This window comes from Mesorhizobium sp. M0145, assembly GCF_040322355.1.
Classification (GTDB): Bacteria; Pseudomonadota; Alphaproteobacteria; order Rhizobiales; family Rhizobiaceae; genus Mesorhizobium.
In genome coordinates, this window is the sequence record NZ_JAMYTK010000027.1 from 1 (window position 1) to 18,608 (window position 18,608).

The window sequence follows — 18,608 nt, forward strand, 5'->3', positions numbered from 1 at the left end:
ATGGCGACGGCTGCCGGGTTATAGTGGCGGACGACGGAATCGGCCTGCCGGAAGGCGAGGTGTGGCCCAAGCCAGGCAAGCTCGGAGCGCTGATCGCGCGATCGCTGACCGAGAACGCCAAGGCGCAGCTAGCTGTCGAGTCCAGCGCCAACAAAGGAACGAAGGTGACCGTCGTTTTCAAGCGGTCGGCGGCAGCAAGCTAAACGATTGCCGTCGAACATAGCAGGCTGGCGGCTGGCTTCATGTCGCGGCTTTGGGCAGGTGCCTGCAAATAGGCCCGGACGCGCTTCGCGGCCTGCTTCGTATGGTCGAAATCTTCAATCGAAGAGCCGCCAGCTGCATTCCGCGGGAGAAGCAGGATGGAGTAAGCCGGGCGTTTCCCTCGCTTGGCTGGTCCAGCGTGACCGGCTTCAAGACAGCGGCAGGTAGCGCAGCGCATATTCTCCAATCAGCTCCATTGTTCGCCAACAAGACTGCTTGTTCGCGCAACACCATTTTGCCGGAGTCCGCAGCCCGGGACCTGAGCGGAATTTACACCATTGCGGTCGATTGGCCGATGCTCGCCAAGCCTTGACAATTGTTCTATGCTCTCCTTGGCACGGCATGGTGGTGATTGCGACACGGAAGGCTGTTGTCCTGGTGGGGGTTCAATGTTCGAAGTCGTCGGAGACTGGCGGAAAACGGGCTCGAGAAGCTGGTTAGCCCTAAACACCCTTGGCTTGATCGTCGCGCTATCGGTGCTGTTATTGCCTGGGCTGGAAAGCGCGAATGCACAGACGAATTGGACACTCGACCCGACGGCCTCCGTGCTCACCTACCAGTCGGTCAAGAAGAACACGATCGTCGAAACCAACAAGATCAGGAACATAGCCGGCACTCTTTCGTCGACGGGTGAGGCCAAGATCACCTTCGACCTCAACTCTGTCGACACGGGTGTCGACCTTCGCAATGTCCGCATGCGGTTCCTTTTCTTTGAGACATTCAAGTATCCGTCCGCCGAACTGACCGCAAAAGTTGACCCTGCCGCATTTGCCGACCTGGCGACCAAGCGAAGGGTCAAGGCAGTGCTGCCATTCCGCCTCAACCTGCACGGGGTCGACAAGGATTTCGAGGCCAATATCGTCGTGACCATGATCAGCGACAGCATGGTCTCCGTCGCTTCGGAGACGCCTGTTGCCGTACATGTCGAGGACTTCGGACTGCTGCCGAATGTCGACAAGCTACAGCAGGCCGCCAATGTGACCAACATTGTTCCGACCGCTTCCGTGTCTTTCGATTTCGTTTTCAACGCCGGCGGCAGCAAGCCCGCGGCCGTGCAGACGATCGCTGCAAGTACTGCCGACGTCGGGCCCGTCGCCACCGATGCCGCGAAAGCGAATTTCAGTGATGAGGAGTGCCTCAACCGGTTCGCGGTGCTCTCCCGCACTGGGGCCATCTACTTTCGGTCGGCGAGCGCGCGGCTCGACAACCAAAGCCGTCCGCTGCTGGCAGAGGTGGTTGGCGTGGTCGGCAAGTGCCCCCGCCTGAAGGTAGAGGTTTCCGGCCACACCGATTCCGATGGTTCGCCTGTAACCAACAAGCTGCTGTCGGAGCGCAGGGCCCAGGCCGTTGCCGATGCCATTGTTGCCGCGGGTATTGCACGAACGCAGATCACGGCAACCGGGTATGGCGAGGAGCGGCCCGTTGCGGCCAACGATACGCCGAAGAACAAGGCGCTCAACCGGCGGATCGAGTTTTCCGCCACCAAGCTCGTCAACTGAGGAAGGACCTCTTGTTCCGGTGGGGCTTCGATCTGATTGCCTGTTTTGGCAGTGCCCTGCGCGCGATCGGGCTGGTGACACTCTCGCTATTATATTGACATTGACGGCGGCCAATGCGGAACGCCGTGTTGCTCTAGTCCTTGGCAACTCCCAGTACCAGCATGCGCCGGCGCTGACCAACCCGGTCCGCGACGCGCAGGCTGTTGCCGATCGCCTTGCGAAGTTGGACTTTGAAGTCGTCTCCGGTTTCGATCTGACCAAATTGCAGACCCAGACGACGATTGCGCAGTTCGCAAAGCAGGTTCGCGGCGCCGACATTGCCCTTTTCTTTTACGCCGGCCACGGTTTGCAGGTTTCAGGCAGCAACTACCTGCTTCCGGTCGATGCCGCATTGGAAGACGAGACCTCGCTTGATTTCGAGGCGGTGCCTGTCGAGTTCGTTTTGCGGCAAATGTCGCGCGAGACCAGTATAAGACTGATTTTCCTCGATGCCTGTCGCGACAATCCCTTGGCCGAAGTGTTGGCAAAGGCCGCCGGCGTCAAGGGAGCGAGAAGCGGGCTTGCCGAAATCCCGATCGAGAATGGCGGTGCGGGTACGCTGGTCGCCTTTTCCACCAGTCCCAATCAGGTCGCCTATGACGGATCGAGCGAACATTCGCCGTTCACGTCCGCGTTGCTTGCCCATATCGGGGCTTCGAACATCTCCATCACCGACGCGATGAACATGGTCACCGCCGATGTTTTCAAAGCAACCGCCGGCAAGCAGCGCCCGTGGATCAATGTCTCGCTGACCACCGAGGTCGTTTTGCACAGAGTCGATCTCAACGCGCCGCTGATCGTCGGCGAAGCGACGGCTCCGCAACAAGCGGAAGACGGCTCGGATGGGCGCAACGCCACCGCAAATTCGTCAGGCGACGATGAGGCACAGCTTGCGCTTAATGTCCTGCGGCAGAAAATCCCGAAACTGGCTTCGGACGATCCGATTTTTTTCGACCGACCTATCTATTTTGGAGATCCAGCAATCGACGGCAAGAGTATCGCCGAGCTGATCACGGGCAAGCCGCTCTTCACTCCCGTGGAAGGGCTCGACAAGGCGGTGTGGGAGGGCAAGCACTGCAACGGCTGCCATCAGTGGAGTGAGGATCGGCTATGCGAACAGGCGAAAAATTTCGCCGCCAACGATGTCTCCGTTCTTCGCCTGCAACATCCGCTTGGGACACGCTTCAAGGTGGCGCTGGCCAAATGGGCGCAAGGCGGCTGCAAGTGAGATCTGGGCCCTTCGGTTCGAACACCACTGGCCAAACAAGACGATGGAGCTGCGTCTATTGGAATGGTTCGGGTCTAATATGCATCCGCCGATTGGCGCTGCGCCTCGATGTCGGCCAACTGGAGGCCCATTTCGACAAAGGCGGAGAGAACGGCAAAGCGGTCCGCCAGTGCGACGCGCGCCAGCCCTGCTAGAACACCGGCATTGACTGCATGGGCGGCAGGATGTCGCTGCAAGGCCGTTGGCGCGGCTGCGCCGACGACAGATCCGGCAACGCCAAAACCATTGTCACGCCATTCCGCAGCCAAGGCAATCCAGGCGCCCGGCGTTGCCGGCGGGGTTGCCGCAGCCTCGCTCACTGCGGCGCGATGGCGGGGACTGTCCGGTTCGCTGACCCAGTCGCGAACAAGCGCGAGCAGCTCTTGATCTGCCTTATCGAGCAGTTCGCTAAGATGCCCCAGGCATTCATGGGCCCACCAGACCGCAGCCCGATCAGGAAGCAGGTAGGCACAAAACGTGATCGCCTCTTCGGGAATGGGCCCGGCGAGGAGATCGCGGCAAAACTCGATCGAACGCTGCTCGGTTGGAAGGGCTCTCATGTCTCTGGCGACAGCGGGACAAGCCACAAAAAGATCCCGTGCCGTTTTGAATCGGAGCCCATTGGCCATGACGCCACGCTTTCATCGAGGACCAGTCGGTACTCAAGCCCCCGGCGTGGCGCCGGTCAAGTCTCAACTCGTGGTGACGGAGATCGGCCGACACAGCCACAGGCTCGTCGTTTATTGACAGACAAGTGCGTGGGAATTCGGTATATTCACGCTTGGTAATATCGGATGCTCAACAGGAGTAACCGCTATGCGGTGGGCCAGTTTACCCTTGGTGTTGGCGGTCGTGGCTTTCTCGACCCATGTTTCCGCCGACCCTATCCAGAAATCAGAAGACATCGTCAAGTTTTTTGCTGGCGCGGCCGACCTCGGCAAGTCTCGGGGGATTTGTGTCGGCACCGAGGAGCAGTGCAAGAGCAAGACCAAGGCAAAAGAGGGGCCGGCCGACAAATCCAGTCTCGACATGCTGATCAATTTCGGGCTGGATTCGGCCGAACTCGACGCGACCGCACGCGCTGAACTCGAGGAGTATGCCAAGGCCCTGAAGGACAGCCGGATCAGTACTTTCCACTTCGTCGTCGAAGGCTACACCGACGCTTCCGGTCCGGCGCACTACAATGAGCGGCTGTCGCAGCGACGAGCGCAATCGGTGACGTCCTTCCTCACATCCAGTGGCATCGAGGCTGACCGCATCAACGCGATCGGGTTGGGCGAAGCGCATCCGCGTAGCTCCAATCCATACGACGCCGTCAACCGCCGCGTGGAAATGCGTATAAAGGCCGAGTAGCGTACGCTGGTGCATGCCGCCAGAAACTGTGCAGCAGTGCGTCAGGAACTGCGCGGCAAGCCCAGCGGCAGGCCAGGCGAATAGGCTTGGAACGACCCCGGTCAGTTCTTGAGCACGCCGCCCACCATCACACCGGAGCAGGATCCGTCCGCCGCACCATGGTCTTGCGCAACCGCTGTTTCTGAACGACCTGTTGTTGTTGCGACGTTTCTGCGTCACCCGACCGCTGGGTGCGGACGCTCTGCGCAACCTGCTTTTTCGGCTGCGTTGCACGGGCTTGATCGGCGCATATCCGGCACGCACGGCTCCATCATCGGATCTGTCTGAACCTCGAGGAATGCCAATTGCTCGCGCGTCAGATACGTGGTCGGCGGAAGACCATTCTTGCCTTGCCAGATGCCGATGGCCCGGCGGGTCTGCGGACCTATGTTTCCGTCTATGCGGCCCAGTCCGTTGCCCAACCCCTCGATGCGCAGTTGCAGGTCGATGCGGCTCTGGCGGTCAAGACAGATCGTACTTTCTGTCAAGTCGGGGCCCGCTGTTTGCTTCACCTCGTCCGAAACGACGACCGATGTGCGCACCGCAGAGCCGGAGCTGTCATTCGCCTGGTCCTCATCGCGCGCCGCGATGTCGCAAGCGACATCATCCTGACCAAACGCCGGCAGCCGGTTTCAAGCGCCCGCTTTGCGGGCGATCCTGCTTTTAAGGCCGTCAAGGTTTTGCCACCGACCGTGTGCCTGAGCGTCTCCAACTTGCCGTCTCGAAGGAGGCCCTGTAGCTCACGGAGGCGGGTCCTGCTTTTCCTTCCGCCGTCGCAGCGAACTCTATTTTGCACATGTTAGGTTTTCAGCGACAGGTCGCATCAACCCGAAAATGGCCGTGGCGTATGTGAACTTGGCCACGGTTCGAAAGGGCGCAGAGGTCGAAGTACAGCACTCGTTGGACGGAAAACCGGTCGTCTGCGTGCACCGAAGCGGTTACGATTTGCCGCGCCATGCACAGGTTCAAAGCGCATTCTGAACAGAGCTCAGCATCGCCGTGATCGCCTGTTTGTACTTTGCGAACTCGGGCGACGTCTGCCGGACCTCCGTGGTGGTCGTCGTCTGCTGGCCCGCCGTGGTTGTGGCTGGGTTCAGCTTGCGACCCATCTTTCTTTCGGCCCAGTCCGCGACATAGCTGGCGGTCTTGCCCGTCAGAAAGGGATTGGCCTGAATGACGGCTGACCCGAGCACGGCGCTCAATTGCGCCGAACCCGATGCCGACAGCACCTGATGCGCGCCCTCCATGCCGAGAAAGTGGCAGAGATAGAGCCGGCCGGCTGTGATCTGGTGGCCGCGCGCCCGAAGATAGGCTTCGCCTTCTCGCGCCAGATTGCGAACCATCTCGCGCGAGATCGTGGCGTCGTATCGCAGGGCGAGCAGGTCGGCAGTCGAGAGTGTGCGTGCAAGTTCGGGGCGGTAAGTGTTCATCATCCGGATCCAGGTCTTTGTGATGAATTGGCCGGCGCCGGTCGCTGAAGAATTTGGGTTCTTGGCACGGGCGCTGCCGCCACTTTCGACATGAACGATACGGTCGGTGAGCGTTTCCACGGCGGAAAGATCCGAAGCGACCGCGGTAACCGTGCCCAGTGGGTCGATCGCCGCGCCATTCTGATAGAGTTCGAAATGCAAATGCGGTCCGGTCGAAAGGCCGGTGGTGCCGATATAGCCAATGATGTCGCCAGCCTTCACCTTGCTGCCGACGCCGCCCTCGATTGCGAATTTCTGCATATGCGCATAGCGCGTCTCGCGCCCGCTTCCGTGCGAAATCTTGACTAGATTGCCGTAGCCGCCCCCATCGCCCTGGAAGCTGATTTCGCCATCGAAGGCGGCTGCGATCGGCGTGCCGACCGGCGCCGCCCAGTCGACGCCCTTGTGGATGCGAACGGTGCCTAGAATTGGATGCTTGCGCGGCCCGAAGGTCGAGGTCAAGACCCCGTTGACCGGTGTGACCATGCCGTTGGTGACCGTCAGAGAACGGACCTGATCGTTGCCTGTCACGCATGCAAACTGGCCATCACCCTGCTGGAAGACGAAACAGTCGAGACTGTTTGTCGTGCCCTGGACACCAACATACAGCACGCGGCCGGCGCCTTCGTCCTTGCCGCGCGGCGTCTGAGAATAGATCAGCACAAGACGTTGGTCCTCGCTTGCAAAGGCATCCAGATCCTGTCCTCTCGACAGATACATGATGGCTTCGCCGATCACGCCGGTTGGAACGCTGTTGCGTGCCGCAGTCGAGTAGATCGCGTCGAGCAGACGATACTGCCTTTTGTGGCCGCCTTCTGCCGGCGCGCCCGAGTAGTTGAACAGGTCTTCGCGTACCCAAGGGTCAACGCCCGATACCAACACGCCCGCGGCATTACGCGTCAGCGTACCGACAAAGACGTTCTTGGCGTAGATCGACACCTGCATGAGGGACATCGATGTCGTCTCGCGGTTGGGCCGGTATCCACGCATGGCCACGACATAGCCCGGTTCCAGGCCGTCCCGGCTAAAGAGCGCCTTCAGCGCCTCGCCTGCCTGCCTAGCGTCGTCGGCGGAGAAATGTGCATCGAGCGCAACGCTATCCAGACTGCGATCGTTGAGGATCTTCACGAACGTGTCTTCCGTCGCCTCAAACCGCTGATATTCGTTCGTCACAGTTGCGACGCTGGTGTTGTTTTCGATCTGGGTCTTCTGGAATGCGGGAAGGGCTGCGTCGCCTGCATCGATTGTTTCACCCCAGCCGGCTTCGGGATCGTCGGTGTCGGCCTTTTGATCCGAAGCCGGCGCGGGCTCACCCGCGCCAGGAGATGGCTCAAGATCGTTCTGCAGATCGCTGGAGGGCGCGGGGGCGGTCTTTCGTTGCGCCTGGAAGAATGCAAAATCCTCCTGCGTCGACGGTATCGTCGTCATGAATTTTTCGCTGGCGCTAAGCATGACGTCGGACAGGAACTCGATCTGTGGCGAAACCCCTGCCGGGTCGAGTTCTGCCGGACGCGGAATCACGCGGCCTTTCGTTGCTGCGCCGTTATCGGGTGCGAGCGTGATCCACATAGGGTCCCCCGCCAGGCCGATAATCGCAGGCACATAGACAGATGCATCGGCCGGCACATCGTCGGCTCCTTCTACCGCGCGCAACTCCTCGTCTTCGTCGCCAAATGACCAATAGTCCGCGGTGAGGTAGAACCCGACGGCGATCGAACACAGGAGAATCAAGGCGAAGCCGGCAATAAACCTGCGCCAAAGCGTGCGCCGGCGAAGGGCGGCGCGCGCCTGCTTTTTCGCCTTGAAGCTGGTGTCGATCGCGTGCGTCACGGAGTGCTTCCGGTCAGGAAAAACGTCCACCGCACCTGTTCAAGTGTGTCGACTTCAACAAATCGCGCCGCGATATGGCCGCGCTCCCAGCACTCGTCGATGCCGCGTATCGAGAACCGTCGACGCTCGATGCACATTTCGGTTGACCCGGTCAGGATCGCGTGGCCAAAAACGTCCGTGGCGTAGATGTAGATGTAGCGGTTCGTCAGTTCCTCGCGAATGACGTTCACGCACTGATTTGCGCCGATGGTCCACCAGCCATCGGTCTGGTCGGCATTGTCGATTGTCTGGCCGATAGCGAGGTTGACGACGTCGAGTGTCTGATTGCAGACCGTGAATTCGGCGCGCGCTTCATTGCATGAGAGCACGGCCAGCAACGCGGCGGCCGAAACGACCGCAAGCCTCATGCGACCCCTCGAGGCAAGCAAGGTGCGAAGCCGACCACGCTGCTTTACGGGCAGGTCAGACGACGAGCGGGGCAGACGCGAGCTACGTGGTTCCATCGGACGCCCATGCTACCCGCCGAGCCGGAAATACTTGGCACTGGCCGAGAACTTGGATCCGTTGGCCTCGATTTCCTCGAGAATTTTGGGCAACAGCTGCGAGGCTGGCATTGGCGTGGAGAACGCAGCCGCCTGGATATCCTGGGGGCCGGTGATCACCATGATGATCTGCGGCACGGCCTTGCCTGCAGCCCTGTCGGCGGCGCCGAGACCGATCGGGATGCTGAAGGTGGCCTTGTCCGATTGAACGACCATGCGGTCATCGAGGTTGAACATCATGCCTTTGTGGTCGATCAGCAGCACGCTGGAAATGAGCCCGCCACGCGTCACCAGCGTACCGCTGATCGGCGTACCATTTGGCACCGATGTTCGATCGAGAACAAGCTGCGGCTTGTCGCCAGCAGCCTGCCCCAGAAAGCGCAGGAAGTTGGTGACTTCGCACTGGCTCGGCTCAATGAGGCGCACGTTGATGTCCGGCTCAACGTGGAACTTTGCCTGGAAATCAGCCAGCATCTGCTCGAATGGCTGGACCGCGGTTCCAAATCCTTCGATGGCAGCGGTCTTGTCGGTTATCGAAGTCACGGCGGCGTAGAAACAGTCGCCGCCGCTGAAGTCGCGAACCCACGAGACACGTTGCGCTATATCGTCGATTACCGGGGCAACTTCTGGCTTAGGCAGGTTCAGGGCGACAATGGCCTGGTCTGGTTCTCTGGCCGCCGGCAAGTCGGCCTGCTGCTCCTTTGCCCTCGTCGCATCCGTCTGGCGTGCAGCCGGCTCTGGAACGGGCGCTGCTGGTATCGCCTTCGCCGGCCGGCTTGCCTGGTGTTTGGCCGGCGGGAGGTCGGCCTGCTGCTCCTGTGCGTTCGTCGCATCTGCCTGGTCTGCAGCCGGTTTGGGGGCGGGCGTGGCCGGTTTCGCCTCCGCCTGGTGGCTTGCCTGATGTTCAGGCTTCTGGCTCGCCGCGGCACCTGACTGGGTCGCGGGCGCCGTCGGAGCTTTTTCGACCGGCGGGAGGGCGGGAGCAATCTTGGCAGGCGGCGGGGGCGTATCGGGCTGAACTGATGGCGTTGCGTTTTCCGCGGGCGGTTGCGCCCCACTTGCCGACGGCATCGACCTTTCCTCGGGTTTCGGGAGCATCTTGGGCGACGCTGCCGGCGGCGGCGTTCGAGCCGCGGCGGCCCCCGCCTGATTTTCAGCTGGCGCTAATGTGGCCTCCGTTTGCGGCTTTGGGGCTGGAACTTCCTGTAGCGGCTCAGGGGAGTCCGCAACATTGTCCGTCGCCAGCGGCTTTGATGCCTCTGCCTCAGGAATTGATGCTTCGGGGACAGGCATTGTTGCTTGTGGTGTAGGTTGTGGTGGCTCTGGCGCGGAAAGCGAGGTCTTGCCGGCGCTCGGCGCGGGGGGCGTTGTAAAGCCGCGGAAATAAAGGCCGGCAGCTGAGGCGAGAGCCAATGTCAAGGCAGAGATTGCGATGGCTCGGCCCTTTGTGGATTTGCCGGGAACGGCGCCCACGACCGCACGTGGCGGCGCGGCGACCGGTGAGGCCCGCGGTTCGGACAAAAGCGCTGGCCGGACATGCGGGACAAAGCGCTGCCCGCCCGAGCCTGCCAAAGGCGCGTCATGGCCCAAGACATTGGATTGCGGGGACGAGGCCTTCGGATCGGGCGCAAGGGTTTGCCCCGCTCGTGGCAAACCCAGCCTGTCGCGGTTTGGGGTGAACGTCGGCGGCCTTGTCCCTTCGTCCTCGTCACGCGTCATCCTGGCGATTTCCGCCATGCTCACCGGGCGGTCTCGCGGATCCGGCTGCAGCATGGCTTCAACAATGCCGCGAAAATCGTCGTCGATGTCGGACAGGTCAGGCACGGTGCGACGCTTTTCGATGATCTCGAATTGGGACCCGCTCATGTCGATCGGCTTGCCGCGCAGGGCGGCAACCAGCACCAGCCCCAGGCTGTAGATGTCGGACTGCTCGCTGACATCGCCGCTGTATAGCCCCAGCTGTTCGGGGGAAACGTAGTTGTACTTTCCCGCAAATTTTCCGCCGATCAGGGTCTCCCCGCCGACGGTCGCCGATCGCGCGATTCCGAAGTCGATGATCTTGGCGCGATCCACCCGACCTCCAGGCAAGATGATGTTGTCCGGGGAGAGGTCGCGGTGTATTGCTCCTGCCTGATGCACGGCGCTCAGACCCGACGTGAGGCGATGGCAGAGCTTGCGTACCTCTTCAGTCGGCATCGGGCCACGTCGGATGATGTCGTAAAGCGACTCGCCGTCGACAAATTCCATCGCAAGGTAAGGACGACCGATCCCGGGGTCGATCGTGAAGACGTGATATCTCACGACCGCATCATGCGAGAGGTGATTGAGGATCGAAGCTTCCTTGCGGAACAAGGACAAGATCGTCGGGTCGCGGGCAAATTCGGGCAGGACAATCTTGATCGCGACATGGTCGCCAGTCTGGATGTTGTGGCCGCGGTAGACCTCACCCATGCCGCCGAATGCGATCCGCTCGTCAAGTTCGTAGATGCCGCTGAGCTGCGTGCCGACGGCGGTGTTGGCCAGCTGCGGCGATATTCGCGTCTTGTCGTCGGCGCTCATCGGCCTCAACCCCCCGCTCTGGACAGATCAGGGTAGGGGGGGTGTCCATTGCTTCTGTTTGCGAATTTTACCAGCACAATCGTGACATTGTCTGTCCCGCCTCGCTCCAGCACCGTTTTCAGCAGAGCCTCACAGGCCGCCTGAGGTGTTGCAGTCACGACCGCGGCGCCGATTTCGGCATCGGTCAAATGCGCCGTCAGCCCATCGGTGCACAACACAAAGATGTCTCCCGGCATGATTTCCCCTTGCTGGAAATCGATGACGATTTCGTCGCTCACGCCTACCGCATGCGTGATGACATTGCGGCGCGGCCAGGTGAGCGCCTCGGCTGCGCTGATCATACCGCGGTCGAGAAGTTCCTGAACTTCGGTGTGGTCCTTCGATATCTGCGAGATCGAGGCGTTGCGGATCAGATAAACCCGGCTGTCGCCTGCCCACAGGCAGGCAAATCGCCCATCCATCGCCAACAGGGCGGCAACGGTGGAGCCGAGGGTTATGCCGCGGGATTCGGATATCTTGCGGATCTCGGCGTTGGCGCGGCTCAGCCTGTCCTCGAAGCGCGCACGAAGATCCGGGGCGGAACTGGCAATGCCGATCGTGGCCAGATGATCGACAATGCTGGCTGAAGCGACCTCTCCGGCTTCATGCCCACCCATTCCGTCGGCCACCACCCACAGGCCAGTCCGTGGCTCGACCAGATAGTTGTCTTCATTGTGCTCACGGACACAGCCATTGTGGCTCACGCCGAAGCTTTCAAGGGAAAGGGCGACATCGCTCAACTTGCCACCAAGCGCTTCTCGAAGCGTCCTCTGCAGCGCACTCTCAGGCGCTCGCTAGCGCCACTTTGCCATATGCTGCAATATTAAAGTACCGAAATTTAGCTTTGAGCGCGTGACGCTTTTCGGAAGAGCCTTGATGGCGAGGGTCATTGACGACGCGAGGCGGAACGTGGCTGTCATCATTGAACCCAATAGCGGATTGTAGTCTTTCAGGCACTGGCGGATTACGACCACGACGACTGATTGTGCGGGAGGCGGTTATCGGGATCGTAGGTAGCGAGCGTCGCCGGCGGCGTAATACTGGCGCCTTGCTTATATTCCTCGAGCGCTGTCTGGGGTGCTCGCGACAGATACAGCGCTTCGACCCCTGGCCGATTGAAGCGTCATCTTCGGAAGCTGCGCCCGCACCGCTGGTCGGGAGGAAGGCCCATTTGGGTGTTGTAGCGATGAAAGATTTCGTCGGGACCGCCGCGAGAGATTTTCACCCGCGCGCGCCATTCTCAAGATCGCGAACAAACGCGAGAACCGCCTCGACTTGGCCGTTGGCGACAAGTTCGGCCGCCGTGCGATGCCCATAGTCGCCGATCGGCTCGTTGCGATACCAATAAAAGGCCGTGTCAACATCGCCAGTGAGTTCCGTCGCCGCCGAGATCGCTTTCACCATTTCGCGCATCCTGCCCCACAGGCGCTCGGATAAAGGGTTGCGCAACGTATTTCGATGGACGCCTGTCAGCTGCGCCAGATTGGCAATCTTCACACCTAGGGCCTTCGACAGGCGTTGGGGCGAGATATAGGGGTCCGAGGCTGCTGAAGGCTGTCAACGGAGCCCGAGACCATTGCGTTGTGTGTGAACCTGCGTCATGGGAAAGCTCACCAGGTGAGGCTCAAATCCTCTCAAAACGCCTTCGGACAGCTGAATGCAGAAAGTGCGGGAAGGAGGAAGGGGCTGGGTCCGGAACCGGTCTGGATCGTATAGCTGACGTCGCGTCCGCCGATTACGAAGCGCGCCTCAACAGAGCCGTCTTTGCTGGTGATCGTCGCCTTGTCCAGCAACCGCTTGAGCGACCACGGCCCTTCGAACCTGATTGCGGATTCGCGGCCCGGCATTTCCGGCATCAGCCTCAGACTGGCGGATGTCGAGGCCGCACCGGTCGGCCAGGACACAGTGCTTGGCGTGTTACCCGCCTGGTTGCTCTGGACGATCTGGCCATCGACGTCGAGCACCGCAGTATCTGCATCACCGTTCAGCGAGAACGGGGTAAAGGTCAGGTTGACCGACGGCATTGACCCGCCCGAAGGGAAAAATGCGCCGCGGATTTCCGCAGCCAGCTGAAAGTTTTTCAGCGTCGACTTCGACAGGTCGCGTCCAAAGCGCGCATTCTGTTTCCAGCTCCAGTCCTGGCCGCTCATGTCGATCAAGGAAGCAAGGTTTTGTGCGAAGAACCGATCCATCAGGCCGCCCGGAGAGAACAACTTGGCGAAGTCCGCCATCGCAATATCCTTGGCACCATCGCCGGCGAAGGGGTAGCGGCCGTTGACCGCCTCCTCGCAGGGCTGCGTGACGGCCTGGTCGAGCATCTCGTTCAAATTCGTCAACGAAATTTCAGCCGCGTTGCCCTCAAATTCGTCTGCGGTTGCGTTGACTATTCTGCCGAGTTGCTTGGGCAGACGCGATGCATTGGCGCGAAGGGTGGCTATCTGCAGCTGCAGGTTGGCGTTGACACGTTCCGTCTGCGAAGGGACCTCGGTTGCCAGTTGCAGGCTCTGGTGGATATCGCGAAAATTCTGGGTCAGCGCATCGATCGGTCGGTGTCCAAAAGGCCCGCTTACCAGAGCCTGGAAGGACCTGAACTGAGCTTCGATGTTTGCCCCAGGGCTCTGGCTTTGAAATTTCGCGGACCCGGTACCAGCACGGCTTTGCGATTTTGCGGAGCTAATTTGAATGCCGATGCGAGCCAGGCCCTTGGCCATGTCTGCGGCGTCCTGGGACTGGCGCATAACGGTCCCAGCTTGTATCCCAGTGCCCGAGTCTTCGCCGGAGACAGAGTCGCGCGCCAGGGCTGTTTCCTCGGCGATCGCAGTAAAAAGCTGTTCGATCGGCGAGCTTGGTGAGGCAACGGCGGAAAGCGCGACATAGTGCGGCTTGTCGTTCAGCATGGCTTTGAATTTCAAGCCATCGAGAACGCTGTTCCATGCGGCTGCGAACTCCTTGCCGTAGCGGTCGAGAAGTTCGGGGCCGAGTTTGAGCAACTCCTGATCGATGCCGCCTTGCTCGCCGCCACCTCCCAGAACCCACTGGTCGTCGTCGAGTGTCTGCGCAATGCGCGAAAGCTGTCCGAGATAAAAGTTGTTGAATCCGGCATGGGTGTAGAGACCGGGAATACGAAGCTTCGACAGATCGCCGCCATCGACGCGCTCGAACACAAGCTGCGCTTCGGTTCCAGCTTTTTGAGAGACAGCAAAATCGTCCAGCGCAGCCGCATACACCGCCGACTTGATCAATGCTGACGCGCGATCCGCTAGGCTCATACGTCCGAGCGAACGCTGGGCGGCTTCCACAAGCGGCTGGTTGAGTTCGAAAACTGGATCATAGGCATCGTCCAACGCAAGCATGGCGCGTAAGTGCTTTTCGAGCTGCGCGCGTCCTTCCCGGTTGCTCTCGCCCGGATACCGGTTCTGTTCCCAATCTTGCTTCATCCAGGAGATGATCAATGGGTCATCGACCTTAGGTGCCTTACCGCCGAGCATCAGGTAAATCTTGAGCGGTTCGTAAAGCGCGGCGGGATCAGCCATCGTCGCCTGGACTGTCCGCTCAGCCTGAACAAGCAGACGCGACCGCAACATTCGTTCCAGTGCTTGCCGGTAGGCCGTTGTCGATGCCGAAAGAAGCCTTTCCCGCTGGCTAAGGCCGACCGTTTCCTCGACGGGTGTCGGTAAGTCACTGGTTTCGAAACCGGCCGGCATGTTGCGCAACTGGTCGAGCGGCCCGATGACGTTTTCAAGGTCGACATCGGTGACCGTCGTGCTTTTGAGCAGGGCGTCCGCTGTCTCGCGATATTGGCTCATCGCCTGCGTCGTGGAGGCGATCAGCGAGCGGTTGGCCATGAAGCTCATCCCGAGCGCGCCAACGGCCGCTGCAGTGATCAAGGCTATGATGCCAAAGCCGCCATATCTGAGGGCGGCTGCCCGCGTCTCGGTCGCTCGGTCATAGGAAACCCATCCGGATTCGGCGAAAATGACATCAGTCAGGAGATCGTGCAAAAAGAAGCTCTTGCCGGTCCCGGACAGATGGGGGCGGGAATTGTTGCCGAAACTGCGGCCGATTGCGCCCAACACCTGATCGATCGGCGTTCCCTCTTGGGTCCCCGACGAGAAGTAGAGCCCACGCAAGCTGACATTCACCTGGCTGCGGACCGGATCGAACAGGCTGGTCACGAAACCGGCAATTCGGCCCCTGAGCGCGTAAAACTGGGCCGGAAAGCCAAAGATCGATATGCGCGCGACGGGATCAGGCTCTTCCTGCAGGCGGTCAGCTATCTCTTCCGCCAAGCGGTTCGCCAGTGCATCGAATTCGGCCGGAGCCTCACGGGCCATGTTCTTGTTGCGGTCGGTGGTCTGGAATGTCGCGCCCCAGACCTTGCGCCTGCGGGGCTCCTCGAAACTGCCGAAATACTCCATGAAGCCGGAAACAAGATCGGCCTTGGTGAAAAGCAGGTACACCGGAAACTGGATTTTCAGCGTCTCGTGGATCTCCCTCAGGCGACTTCGTATTTCAACGAGACGGGCGTCGAGCTGCTGGTCATCGAGGCTGATGAGATCGGCAAGGCTGATGGCCAGGATGACCCCGTTGATCGGCTGTCTGATACGGTATTTTTTGAGCAATGACAAAAACGCAAGCCAGCTCTTGCTGTCGCTTCCAGCATTGGAATCCTGCGTGGTGTAGCGTCCCGCCGTGTCGATCAGCACAGCCCCTTCAGTGAACCACCAGTCGCAAGAGCGGGTACCGCCAACACCGGCCACCGGCTGGGCGTCTCCTGAACCGGCAAGCGGAAAATTCAGACCCGAATTGACCAGTGCCGTCGTCTTGCCGGCGCCCGGCGGGCCAATGACGATGTACCAGGGAATGTCATAGAGGAAACTGCGCTTGCCGCTCGACCGCTTGAGTGCTGCGATGGCCTCACTCATGCGGGCCTCGAGCACCGGTGAATCGTCATTGCCCCCGTCGTTGCGGGCAATGACGATCTCGAGCGCTTTTTGCGCCTTTCTCACCTGCCAGACGCGCACTGCGTAAACGAGGGCCGCGGTCGCCACGATCGTGCCGATGATTGTCGCGCGCAACCAGACAGATCCCAGCGGCCGGATATCGGCGAAGCGGATCAAAGGTCCAGCAAACCAGATCGCCGCCGCAAAACCGGCCAACGCGGCCGTGCTGAATATCCGCGGCAGCCAACGCATCATAGGCGTTTCCGACCGGCGGTGTTCACAGCGTTTCCTCCTTGGGGATCATGACGTCGACACGGCGATTCTTGGCGCGGCCCTCGGACGTCGCATTGTCGGCAATTGGCTCATCTTCGCCCTTGCCATCGGCGGTTATTCGCGAGGGATCGCTAAGCTTCGCGGCGATCATTGTTTCAACGGCTTTCGCGCGGGCGACCGAAAGGTCAAAGTTGGATTTGAAAGTGCTTGATTTCCGTGGCTTCACATTGTCCGTGTGGCCAACGATCCTGATTGGCCCTGGCTCGTGCTCAAGGGCTGCGGCAATCTGTGCGGCCAGTGGCAGAAACTCGGGCTTCACTTCGGTCTTGCCAGGCTGAAACAACAAGAGATTGCTGATCTCAACAACGATGAAGTCGCCCTTCGTGACGACGGTGAGCCCGCCGCGCTCGACTTGCGTGGCCAGTGCCGAGCGGATGCGGTCGATCTGCTCGGTTGCGACAGGCGAGGCGACCGTCGCCGGTTCGGCAAGCGGTGCCACACTGGCCCGCTCGATCGTCACAGGCGTAGAGGGATTGAGCGCCAGCAATTGCCTGGCTGCAGCATCGCCTTCATCGGTCATGAACGCCCGCAACGTGAAGAACGCGGCCGTCACCAGGGCTGACGCCGCTGCAGCAACACCCCAGAGCGGCAGGCGGGTCGAAGACGGCACCATCATAGCGGCCATGCCTTGCCAGCGGGGGGAGATGTCCTCTCCGGCGCGGGCCCTGAAGTAGCGAAGCGTCTCGTAGACGTCGCGCCGCACACGTTCGAGACTGGTATCGTCGCGCGCCAGGCCACGATACTGGCCCTCAAATCCCAGGGATAGGCAGACATGCATCAGCTCGAGCAGGTCTAAGTGTGGCTCAGGATTGGCCAGCACCTTGTTCAGTGCTTCGTAAAAGCTGGCGCCGGTGGGCTCGATGTGAAAGAACCGCGACAGCACACTGTGCTGTGCCCAGGTATCCTCGCCGGGCCAAGGCAGGTTGCCCACAAGATCGTCGGCCGTTTCGCAAAGGGCAAACTTCGCGATCCGCGCATCCTCTTCGGGAACCCCGGACTTCTCCAGCGTCCAGTCGAACCTCTCGATCGCATCGGCGATATGTTCGGCCAATGGCGCCGCCTGTCTTTCGACCGGCACGAGCCTGAGATGCCCGAACAGGACGAGCAACGGTGCTGACGCAGCGAGGATCGGATTTGCCGTCGAATATTTTACCGTGTCTGCGGCGCCGAGCAGCACCTCCTGCTGAATGGTCGGCCTTGACCCGGCTGCCTCGGCTCCGGCGGCTGTACCGGACGATGCTCCCTGATAAAGAATGGTTCCGGATGTCCAGTCCGGCGGCATATGCCGACCTATGTCAGGATCGAAAACTGTCGGTTCCTTGACATCCGAGGGCGCGACGGTCTTCGCGATCAGTTCGTTTGCGGCTGGTTTCGCATTCTGCCCGCGCCGTGGGCGGATGACGGTCTTCACCGGGCCGAAAGGATCGTCCTTCGAGCTCATCGCCGATATGCCGCTGCCATGCAGTGTCCGCGCTCGCGTGCGAGAGGCGCCAGATCTTTCCTGGCAGGATAGGGCAGGCAATGGTCCTTCCGGCAAGGCGGTCCGGAGCTACAAGAAACTATGGCGCCGCAATGTGACATTTGCCGCAGACCCCAGGTCAATCAGGCTTACCCGCTTGGCGAACTGTCGTATGTGATCGTAGTCCCAGATGTTGTCGATTGGAACATGATGCGGGGCGCGGACGCTCTTTTCTTCGTAAGCTAAAGCGCCGCAGTTTGTTTTGGCCGTCTATTTTTGCTTGTCAGCTTTTGCATACGCTTCGCTGAAATAGGCCAAGAATATATCCAGCATGCCGTTTTCGTGTGCTTCCTCCATGCTCCGCCACGTCCCGACAAAAGCGTCCCATGCTTGGGTCTTCTTCGAGGTAAACGATGTCGGCGGGAGCTTTTTGCCGATCGCTTCCGGCGAAAGGTCGTCAAGCAGTCGCGAGAGCGCTGCTTGCATGGCGGCATAGGTGGCAAATTCGTGCGCCTTGAGATCGCGGAACGCGTCCTCGACGCTGTGCCTGGCATCGAGATAGCCGGCCCTGCGCCGTGCGAACATGATTTCAAGTATGTCGTCGGTGCCCGGGACAAATTTGAGGGGATTGTTTTCAGCGGAGCTTATCATCGTTCGGTGTGGGCTCTTGGCCAATGTCTTTGCAGCCGCACGTGCCTTCAGCAGCATGGCCAGTTGCTCGACCACCGTGCGAAGCACTGCGCCGATTTCGGCAGCGACTTCATGCGGATCACGCAATTGCAACAATTCCGGCGAGATGCCTGCGCCGATTGCAATTTCCCGCAGCACCTCGTCTGTCGTCGAGGGGACGGCCCTAGGCAGCGACGATGTCGATGGCGGTGCTTGCCCGAGCCATCGCTCTGCCGAACTGAAGAGAGGCTCGCCTCCGGAATCAAGCAGCCGATCGGCCGCGACCGGCATGTGTCGTTGCGTCGAA

The 18,608-nt window shown here is 60.6% G+C and carries 14 protein-coding genes and 2 pseudogenes; 5 read left to right on the forward strand and 11 right to left on the reverse strand.

What is annotated here, in order from left to right:
• The 4 genes from NKJ28_RS27410 to NKJ28_RS27425 all read left to right on the forward strand — a co-directional run.
• A partial coding sequence (locus NKJ28_RS27410) for an ATP-binding protein (RefSeq protein ID WP_502902223.1) occupies positions 1–203 on the forward strand: 203 nt, incomplete at its 5' end.
• Positions 204–304: 101 nt separating this feature from the next.
• Positions 305–574 carry a hypothetical protein gene (locus NKJ28_RS27415; RefSeq protein WP_352637701.1) on the forward strand — a complete coding sequence of 90 codons (270 nt, stop codon included), beginning with the start codon at positions 305–307 and terminating at the stop codon, positions 572–574.
• On the forward strand, positions 540–1,760 hold the full coding sequence (locus NKJ28_RS27420; protein WP_352637703.1) for an OmpA family protein: 1,221 nt from the start codon (positions 540–542) through the stop codon (positions 1,758–1,760). Before NKJ28_RS27415 ends, NKJ28_RS27420 begins: the two co-directional genes overlap by 35 nt.
• Before the next feature lie 94 nt (positions 1,761–1,854).
• The gene (locus NKJ28_RS27425) at positions 1,855–3,027 is read left to right on the forward strand and encodes a caspase family protein (RefSeq protein ID WP_352637705.1); all 1,173 of its coding nucleotides are present in this window, start codon (positions 1,855–1,857) and stop codon (positions 3,025–3,027) included.
• 74 nt (positions 3,028–3,101) lie between these two features.
• Here the strand turns inward: NKJ28_RS27425 and NKJ28_RS27430 are convergent, their stop codons facing one another.
• Positions 3,102–3,626, reverse strand: a complete 525-nt coding sequence (locus NKJ28_RS27430) for a DUF6931 family protein (protein WP_352637707.1) — start codon at positions 3,624–3,626, stop codon at positions 3,102–3,104.
• A 256-nt stretch (positions 3,627–3,882) separates the two neighbouring features.
• Between NKJ28_RS27430 and NKJ28_RS27435 the strand changes: the two genes are divergently transcribed.
• A complete protein-coding gene (locus NKJ28_RS27435; RefSeq protein WP_352637709.1) occupies positions 3,883–4,419 on the forward strand; it encodes an OmpA family protein in 537 nt (178 codons plus the stop codon).
• 215 nt (positions 4,420–4,634) lie between these two features.
• Here the strand turns inward: NKJ28_RS27435 and NKJ28_RS27440 are convergent, their stop codons facing one another.
• The 10 genes and pseudogenes from NKJ28_RS27440 to tagH all read right to left on the reverse strand — a co-directional run bounded on the left by NKJ28_RS27440 (position 4,635) and on the right by tagH (position 18,592).
• The gene (locus NKJ28_RS27440; protein WP_352637710.1) at positions 4,635–5,000 is read right to left on the reverse strand and encodes a peptidoglycan-binding domain-containing protein; all 366 of its coding nucleotides are present in this window, start codon (positions 4,998–5,000) and stop codon (positions 4,635–4,637) included.
• A 423-nt stretch (positions 5,001–5,423) separates the two neighbouring features.
• Positions 5,424–7,757 carry a M23 family metallopeptidase gene (locus NKJ28_RS27445; RefSeq protein WP_352637712.1) on the reverse strand — a complete coding sequence of 778 codons (2,334 nt, stop codon included), beginning with the start codon at positions 7,755–7,757 and terminating at the stop codon, positions 5,424–5,426.
• Positions 7,754–8,164 carry a DUF1036 domain-containing protein gene (locus NKJ28_RS27450; protein WP_352637714.1) on the reverse strand — a complete coding sequence of 137 codons (411 nt, stop codon included), beginning with the start codon at positions 8,162–8,164 and terminating at the stop codon, positions 7,754–7,756. Before NKJ28_RS27450 ends, NKJ28_RS27445 begins: the two co-directional genes overlap by 4 nt.
• Before the next feature lie 108 nt (positions 8,165–8,272).
• Positions 8,273–10,858 (reverse strand): protein kinase domain-containing protein, encoded by a 2,586-nt coding sequence (locus NKJ28_RS27455; protein ID WP_352637716.1) that lies wholly within the window; start codon positions 10,856–10,858, stop codon positions 8,273–8,275.
• A 5-nt stretch (positions 10,859–10,863) separates the two neighbouring features.
• Entirely contained in the window at positions 10,864–11,637 is a 774-nt protein-coding gene (locus tag NKJ28_RS27460; protein WP_352637718.1) for a PP2C family protein-serine/threonine phosphatase, read from the reverse strand.
• Between the two features lie 224 nt (positions 11,638–11,861).
• Positions 11,862–12,008: pseudogene (locus tag NKJ28_RS27465) on the reverse strand (hypothetical protein); the annotation flags it as partial.
• Between the two features lie 110 nt (positions 12,009–12,118).
• A pseudogene (locus NKJ28_RS27470) lies at positions 12,119–12,474 on the reverse strand (hypothetical protein).
• Positions 12,475–12,531: 57 nt separating this feature from the next.
• Positions 12,532–16,095, reverse strand: a complete 3,564-nt coding sequence (gene tssM / locus NKJ28_RS27475; protein WP_352637720.1) for a type VI secretion system membrane subunit TssM — start codon at positions 16,093–16,095, stop codon at positions 12,532–12,534.
• A 22-nt stretch (positions 16,096–16,117) separates the two neighbouring features.
• A complete protein-coding gene (tssL, locus tag NKJ28_RS27480) occupies positions 16,118–17,614 on the reverse strand; it encodes a type VI secretion system protein TssL, long form (RefSeq protein WP_352637722.1) in 1,497 nt (498 codons plus the stop codon).
• A 288-nt stretch (positions 17,615–17,902) separates the two neighbouring features.
• Entirely contained in the window at positions 17,903–18,592 is a 690-nt protein-coding gene (tagH, locus tag NKJ28_RS27485) for a type VI secretion system-associated FHA domain protein TagH (RefSeq protein WP_352637790.1), read from the reverse strand.
• Positions 18,593–18,608: the final 16 nt, after the last annotated feature.

Excerpts from the sequence above, each read along its gene's own strand:
- NKJ28_RS27415 (WP_352637701.1), top strand. The coding sequence starts at position 305 with ATGGTCGAAATCTTCAATCGAAGAGCCGCCAGCTGCATTCCGCGGGAG.
- NKJ28_RS27430 (WP_352637707.1), bottom strand. The coding sequence starts at position 3,626 with ATGAGAGCCCTTCCAACCGAGCAGCGTTCGATCGAGTTTTGCCGCGAT.
- NKJ28_RS27435 (WP_352637709.1), top strand. The coding sequence starts at position 3,883 with ATGCGGTGGGCCAGTTTACCCTTGGTGTTGGCGGTCGTGGCTTTCTCG.
- NKJ28_RS27450 (WP_352637714.1), bottom strand. The coding sequence starts at position 8,164 with ATGAGGCTTGCGGTCGTTTCGGCCGCCGCGTTGCTGGCCGTGCTCTCA.
- NKJ28_RS27455 (WP_352637716.1), bottom strand. The coding sequence starts at position 10,858 with ATGAGCGCCGACGACAAGACGCGAATATCGCCGCAGCTGGCCAACACC.
- tssM (WP_352637720.1), bottom strand. The coding sequence starts at position 16,095 with ATGATGCGTTGGCTGCCGCGGATATTCAGCACGGCCGCGTTGGCCGGT.
- tssL (WP_352637722.1), bottom strand. The coding sequence starts at position 17,614 with ATGAGCTCGAAGGACGATCCTTTCGGCCCGGTGAAGACCGTCATCCGC.
- tagH (WP_352637790.1), bottom strand. The coding sequence starts at position 18,592 with ATGCCGGTCGCGGCCGATCGGCTGCTTGATTCCGGAGGCGAGCCTCTC.